The sequence below is a fragment of the Pseudomonas sp. RW407 genome, assembly GCF_003176655.1.
Taxonomy (GTDB): Bacteria; Pseudomonadota; Gammaproteobacteria; order Pseudomonadales; family Pseudomonadaceae; genus Pseudomonas; species Pseudomonas delhiensis.
The window spans coordinates 1208505-1213544 of record NZ_QGSL01000106.1 but is presented as its reverse complement, the minus strand read 5'-3'; the positions used below and the strand labels follow the sequence as shown (position 1 = coordinate 1213544).

The window sequence follows — 5040 nt, the reverse complement described above, 5'->3', positions numbered from 1 at the left end:
TCAGCCAGAACACCCGCTGGCCGAGCCTGGACGACGACCGCGAGAACGGCTGCATCCGCAGCGTCGAGCACGCCTACTCCGCCGAGGGCGGCCTGGCCATGCTGTACGGCAACATCGCCCTGGACGGCTGCGTGGTGAAGACCGCCGGCGTGGACGAATCCCTCTACGTGTTCGAAGGCAGCTCGAGGATATTCGAAAGCCAGGACGCGGCGGTGAAGGGCATCCTCGCCGACGAAGTGAAGCCGGGCGACATCGTGATCATCCGCTACGAAGGCCCGAAAGGCGGCCCGGGCATGCAGGAGATGCTCTACCCCACCAGCTACCTGAAGTCCAAGGGCCTGGGCAAGCAGTGCGCCCTGCTCACCGACGGTCGCTTCTCCGGCGGCACCTCGGGCCTGTCCATCGGCCACGTTTCCCCGGAGGCCGCCGCCGGCGGCGCCATCGGCCTGGTGCGGGATGGCGACCGCATCCTCATCGACATCCCCAACCGCAGCATCGACCTGCTGGTCGGCGACGAAGAACTGGCCGCCCGCCGCGTCGAGCAGGACGGCAAGGGCTGGAAGCCGGCGCAGCCCCGCGCGCGCAAGGTCAGCAGCGCGCTAAAGGCCTACGCGCTGCTGGCAACCAGTGCCGACAAGGGCGCAGTACGCAACAGGGCGCTACTGGAGGACTGAACATCCACCCCGGCACCTTGCAAGCCTGGAAGCCGGTGATAGAGTTCTCTCAGGAGATGGCATTCTCCGTTAACCGCTGACACGTTCAGCTGATGATGCCTACCGAACCCGCGAAGGCGGGGGCGGTAGGCATTTTCGTATCTACCGCCCCACCTCGCTCAGGTCGTTCCCCCGCCAGCCTCGCTTCGCCGTACGGCACCGGCTGGCTCCGTCACCTGGAGGTACAAGTGGGCACTCCCATGCATGAAGACGCAGCGTGGTCATCGTCGGTGACCAGCCTGGTTTCCGATGACCTGGACGCATTTCTCCAGGCGCTTCCGGCGCACCACGTACTGCTGAAGATCACCTACCCCGCCGCAGCGCAGATCGCCCGCGAGCAACAAGAGCACGTGGCACGGCTGCTGTTCACCCAGGGGCTGAAGCGCTCCGCCCTGCTGGTCGAAAGCGGCGCGCAATGCCTGGTTTTCTCCGAGCCCCGCGAAGCCTGGGATACCTACTGCTGCCTGCGCTTCGCCAGCCTGGCCCTGGAGGTGCGCATCTATCGTGTCGGCTTCTATCGGGAGGCATTGGCCGAGCGACGTGCCCGGGATACGGCACTGTCCTCGCCCGCGCCCTACCGCCTGCCCGCATCGATCGTCGACGGCACGGGGAGCCCGACATGAGCGAGACACTGGGAACCCCGTCGACGGATTCGCAGCCCAGCCCGGACCCGGAGCTGCAGCGGCTCGCCGCCGGCCTGCTGCACAAGGCCGGCATCCAGATCAACGGCCAGCGCCCCTGGGACATGCAGGTGCTGCGCCCGCGCGTGTTCGAGCGCGCGCTGGCCCAGGGCAGCCTGGGCCTGGGCGAAAGCTACATGGACGGCGACTGGGACGCGCAGCACCTGGACGAGTTCTTCCACCGCCTGCTGCGCGCACGCCTGGACCAGGAGGTCCGGCCCTGGCGCCTGCTCGCCCACGTCCTGCGCTACCGCCTGCTGAACCTGCAGAGCAGCCGCCGCGCCTGGCAGGTGGGCCGGCGCCACTACGACCTGGGCAACGAACTCTACCGGGCCATGCTCGACTCGCGCATGACCTACAGCTGCGGCTACTGGGAAACCGCCAGCACCCTGGAGCAGGCCCAGGAAGCCAAGCTGGAGCTGATCTGCCGCAAGCTGCGGCTGGAGCCGGGCATGCGCCTGCTGGACATCGGCTGCGGCTGGGGCAGCCTGATGGCCTATGCCGCCCAGCACCACGGCGTGGAATGCGTGGGCGTGACCGTGTCCCAGGAGCAGGCGAACTGGGCCAGCGACCGCTACCGCGACCTGCCGGTGGAGTTCCGCCTGCAGGACTACCGCACCCTGACCGGCAGGTTCGACCGCATCGCCAGCGTCGGCATGTTCGAGCACGTCGGCCACAAGAACCACCGCGCCTTCATGCAGGTGGCCCAGCGCTGCCTGGCCGACGACGGCCTGTTCCTGCTGCACACCATCGGCAAGAACACCCGCCACGGGCGGCCCGACCCGTGGATCGACCGCTACATCTTCCCCAACGGCGACCTGCCCTCCATCGGCCAGCTCGGCGACGCCGCCGACGGCCTCTTCGTGGTCGAGGACCTGCACAACTTCGGCGCCTGCTACGACCGCACGCTGATGGCCTGGCACGCCAACTTCGAAGCGGCCTGGCCGCGCTTCTCGGCGCTGGGCGAGCGCTTCCGGCGCATGTGGCGCTACTACCTGCTGTCCTGCGCCGGCGCCTTCCGCGCCCGCGACATCCAGCTGTGGCAGTGGGTGCTGTCCAGGCGCGGGGTGGCCGGCGGCTACCTGCGCCCGCAGTTGTGAGGGGCCCCCTCATGCATTCGAACGAACCAAGGAGAGCGGCATGGCCATCCTGATCCAGCAGATAGACGCCCGGGAAATCCTCGACTCCCGCGGCAACCCCACGGTGGAGGTCGACGTGACCCTGGAGGACGGCGCCCGCGGGCGCGCCTCGGTGCCCTCGGGGGCCTCCACCGGCAAGCACGAGGCGGCGGAACTGCGCGACTGCGACCCGGCGCGCTACGCCGGCAAGGGCGTGCTGCGCGCGGTACACAACATCCGCAGCGAAATCGCCCCGCTGCTGCGCGGCCACGACGCCAGCGAGCAGACGGCGGTCGACCTGGCGATGCTGCAGTGCGACGGCACGCCGAACAAGGCGCGCCTGGGCAGCAACGCCATCCTCGGCGTCAGCCTGGCGGTGGCCCGCGCCGCGGCGGCGGCTGCCGGCATGCCGCTGTTCCGCTACCTCGGCGGCGACCAGGCCAGGCGCATGCCGGTGCCCATGTTCAACGTGCTCAACGGCGGCGTGCACGCCCACTGGCAGGGCACCGACTTCCAGGAATTCATGATCGTCCCCTCCGGCGCCGGCAGCTTCCGCGAGGCACTGCGCTGGGGCGCGGAAATCTACCGGCAGCTGCGCACCCTGCTGGAGGCCAGGGGCTTCTCCACCTCGGTGGGCGACGAAGGCGGCTTCGCCCCGCCGCTGAAGTACAACGCCGAGGCCCTCGACCTGCTGATGAAAGCCATCGAGGCCGCCGGCTACCGCCCCGGCGAGCAGGTCCAGCTGGCCATCGACCCGGCGCCCAGCGCCCTCTACGAGAACGGCTTCTACCGCCTGCACAGCGAAGGCCGCCTGCTGGACGCCGACGAGATGATCGGGCTGTACGCCGACTGGGTGGAACGCTACCCCATCGTGGTGCTGGAAGACGGCCTGGCCGAGGACGACTGGGAAGGCTGGAAGCGCCTGACCGAGGCGCTGGGCCAGCGCATCGAGCTGGTCGGCGACGACCTCTTCGTGACCAGCGCCGAACGCATCCGCCGCGGCATCCGCGAACGCACCGCCAATGCCGTGCTGATCAAGCCCAACCAGATCGGCACCCTCAGCGAAACCCGCACCACCGTGCTGCTGGCCCACAACAACGGCTGGGGCGCGATGGTCTCGCACCGCAGCGGCGAGACCGTCGACAGCTTCATCGCCGACCTCACCGTGGCCTTCGGCACCGGCCACCTGAAGGCCGGCGCGCCCTGCCGCGGCGAGCGGGTGGAGAAGTACAACCAGTTGCTGCGCATCGAGGAGATGCTCGGCGGCACGGCCCACTATGCCGGCCGCCAGGCCTTCGTCCACTAAAAGGGGCAAAGGGGCGCCTCGCGCCCCCGCGCCACCCGAGCAGAGGTGAAGCATGAGCGCCGCCGACCGTCTGGCCGCCCCGGAATCGATCGCCGAACGCATCCTCCGGCATTTCCGGGTGGCCCTGGAGGAGCGCGGCTACCGCGCCGACCCTCAGCAGCAACACGCCATCGAGCACCTGGCCAACTGGCTGGAACACTTCCTCCAGGCCCGCCACGCCTGGTTCCACAAACCCACCGCCGGCGTCTACCTGTGGGGCGACGTGGGCCGCGGCAAGAGCTTCGTGATGGACGCCTTCTTCGCCGCGGCCCCGCTGCAGGCCAAGCGGCGCGTGCACTTCCACGCCTTCCTGGACGAAATGCAGGCGCGCCTGCAGGCCTTCGCCGGCCAGGCCGAACCGCTGGCGAAGAGCGCCCGCTGCATCGCCGGGGAAACCCGCCTGCTGTGCTTCGACGAATTCCACGTGCACGACATCGGTGACGCCATGCTGCTGGGGCCGATGCTGCAACAGTTGGTGGACCGCGGCGTCGGCCTGGTGTGCACCTCCAACTACCCGCCGGCCGGGCTGTGCGCGGACCCACTGTACGGCGAGCGCCTGCGCCCCGTGGTCGGCTTGATCGAAAGCCGCTTCGAGGTGCTGGCGCTGGACAACGGCGAGGACTACCGGCGCCGGCTGACGCCGCTGGACGCCTGGGGCAGCTACCTGTGGCCCGCCACCGCCGACGACCCGGCGCCGCTGCGCGAGCGCTTCGGCCTGGGCCCGCAGGCCCGCTTCGACCAGGTGCTGCAGGTCAACCACCACCCGCTGTGCGTGCGCGCCCACGACGACGACCACGCCTGGCTCGACTTCGCCGAACTGTTCGAACGCCCGCACTCGGCGGCCGACTACCTGTGGCTGATCGAACGCTTCCCGTACCTGGCGGTCAGCGGCCTGGAACCGCTGCAGGACTACCCCGACGACGTCGCCAGGCGCTTCCTGAACTTCATCGACATCGCCTACGACAAGCGCCTGAAGCTGCAGCTCTACGCCACGCTGCCGCTGGAACGGCTGGCCGGCGGCAGCACCACCCTGGACTTCGAGCGCACCCTCAGCCGCCTGCGGCAGATGACGCCGGTGCCGCTGGTGGCGGCGGATGCACCGTAGGGCGAATAACCGTTCGCGGTTATCCGCCGTTGGCCGTGCCACCGGGGCGTCCGGCGTGGTCGGTGCCTATCGCGGACGC

The 5040-nt window shown here is 69.6% G+C and carries 5 protein-coding genes and 1 riboswitch; all 5 genes read left to right on the top strand.

Annotated features, from left to right (window positions below):
* The coding region (locus tag DK254_RS34585) for a dihydroxy-acid dehydratase (protein WP_218281434.1) at window positions 1–674 on the top strand (674 nt) is incomplete at its 5' end.
* Between the two features lie 43 nt (window positions 675–717).
* A riboswitch (Fluoride riboswitch) is annotated at window positions 718–783 on the top strand.
* A gap of 130 nt (window positions 784–913) precedes the next feature.
* A complete protein-coding gene (locus tag DK254_RS22195) occupies window positions 914–1336 on the top strand; it encodes a hypothetical protein (protein ID WP_146219625.1) in 423 nt (140 codons plus the stop codon).
* A complete protein-coding gene (cfa, locus tag DK254_RS22190) occupies window positions 1333–2493 on the top strand; it encodes a cyclopropane fatty acyl phospholipid synthase (RefSeq protein WP_109935498.1) in 1161 nt (386 codons plus the stop codon). The genes DK254_RS22195 and cfa overlap by 4 nt, the downstream gene beginning before the upstream one ends.
* Before the next feature lie 40 nt (window positions 2494–2533).
* Window positions 2534–3817: a phosphopyruvate hydratase gene (gene eno, locus DK254_RS22185; RefSeq protein ID WP_109935497.1), complete on the top strand. Its 1284-nt coding sequence runs from the start codon at window positions 2534–2536 to the stop codon at window positions 3815–3817.
* A 52-nt stretch (window positions 3818–3869) separates the two neighbouring features.
* Complete coding sequence (zapE, locus tag DK254_RS22180) at window positions 3870–4961, top strand: cell division protein ZapE (RefSeq protein WP_109935496.1); 1092 nt, start codon at window positions 3870–3872, stop codon at window positions 4959–4961.
* Window positions 4962–5040 lie beyond the last annotated feature (79 nt).

Excerpts from the sequence above, each read along its gene's own strand:
- DK254_RS22195 (WP_146219625.1), top strand. The coding sequence starts at position 914 with ATGCATGAAGACGCAGCGTGGTCATCGTCGGTGACCAGCCTGGTTTCC.
- cfa (WP_109935498.1), top strand. The coding sequence starts at position 1,333 with ATGAGCGAGACACTGGGAACCCCGTCGACGGATTCGCAGCCCAGCCCG.
- eno (WP_109935497.1), top strand. The coding sequence starts at position 2,534 with ATGGCCATCCTGATCCAGCAGATAGACGCCCGGGAAATCCTCGACTCC.
- zapE (WP_109935496.1), top strand. The coding sequence starts at position 3,870 with ATGAGCGCCGCCGACCGTCTGGCCGCCCCGGAATCGATCGCCGAACGC.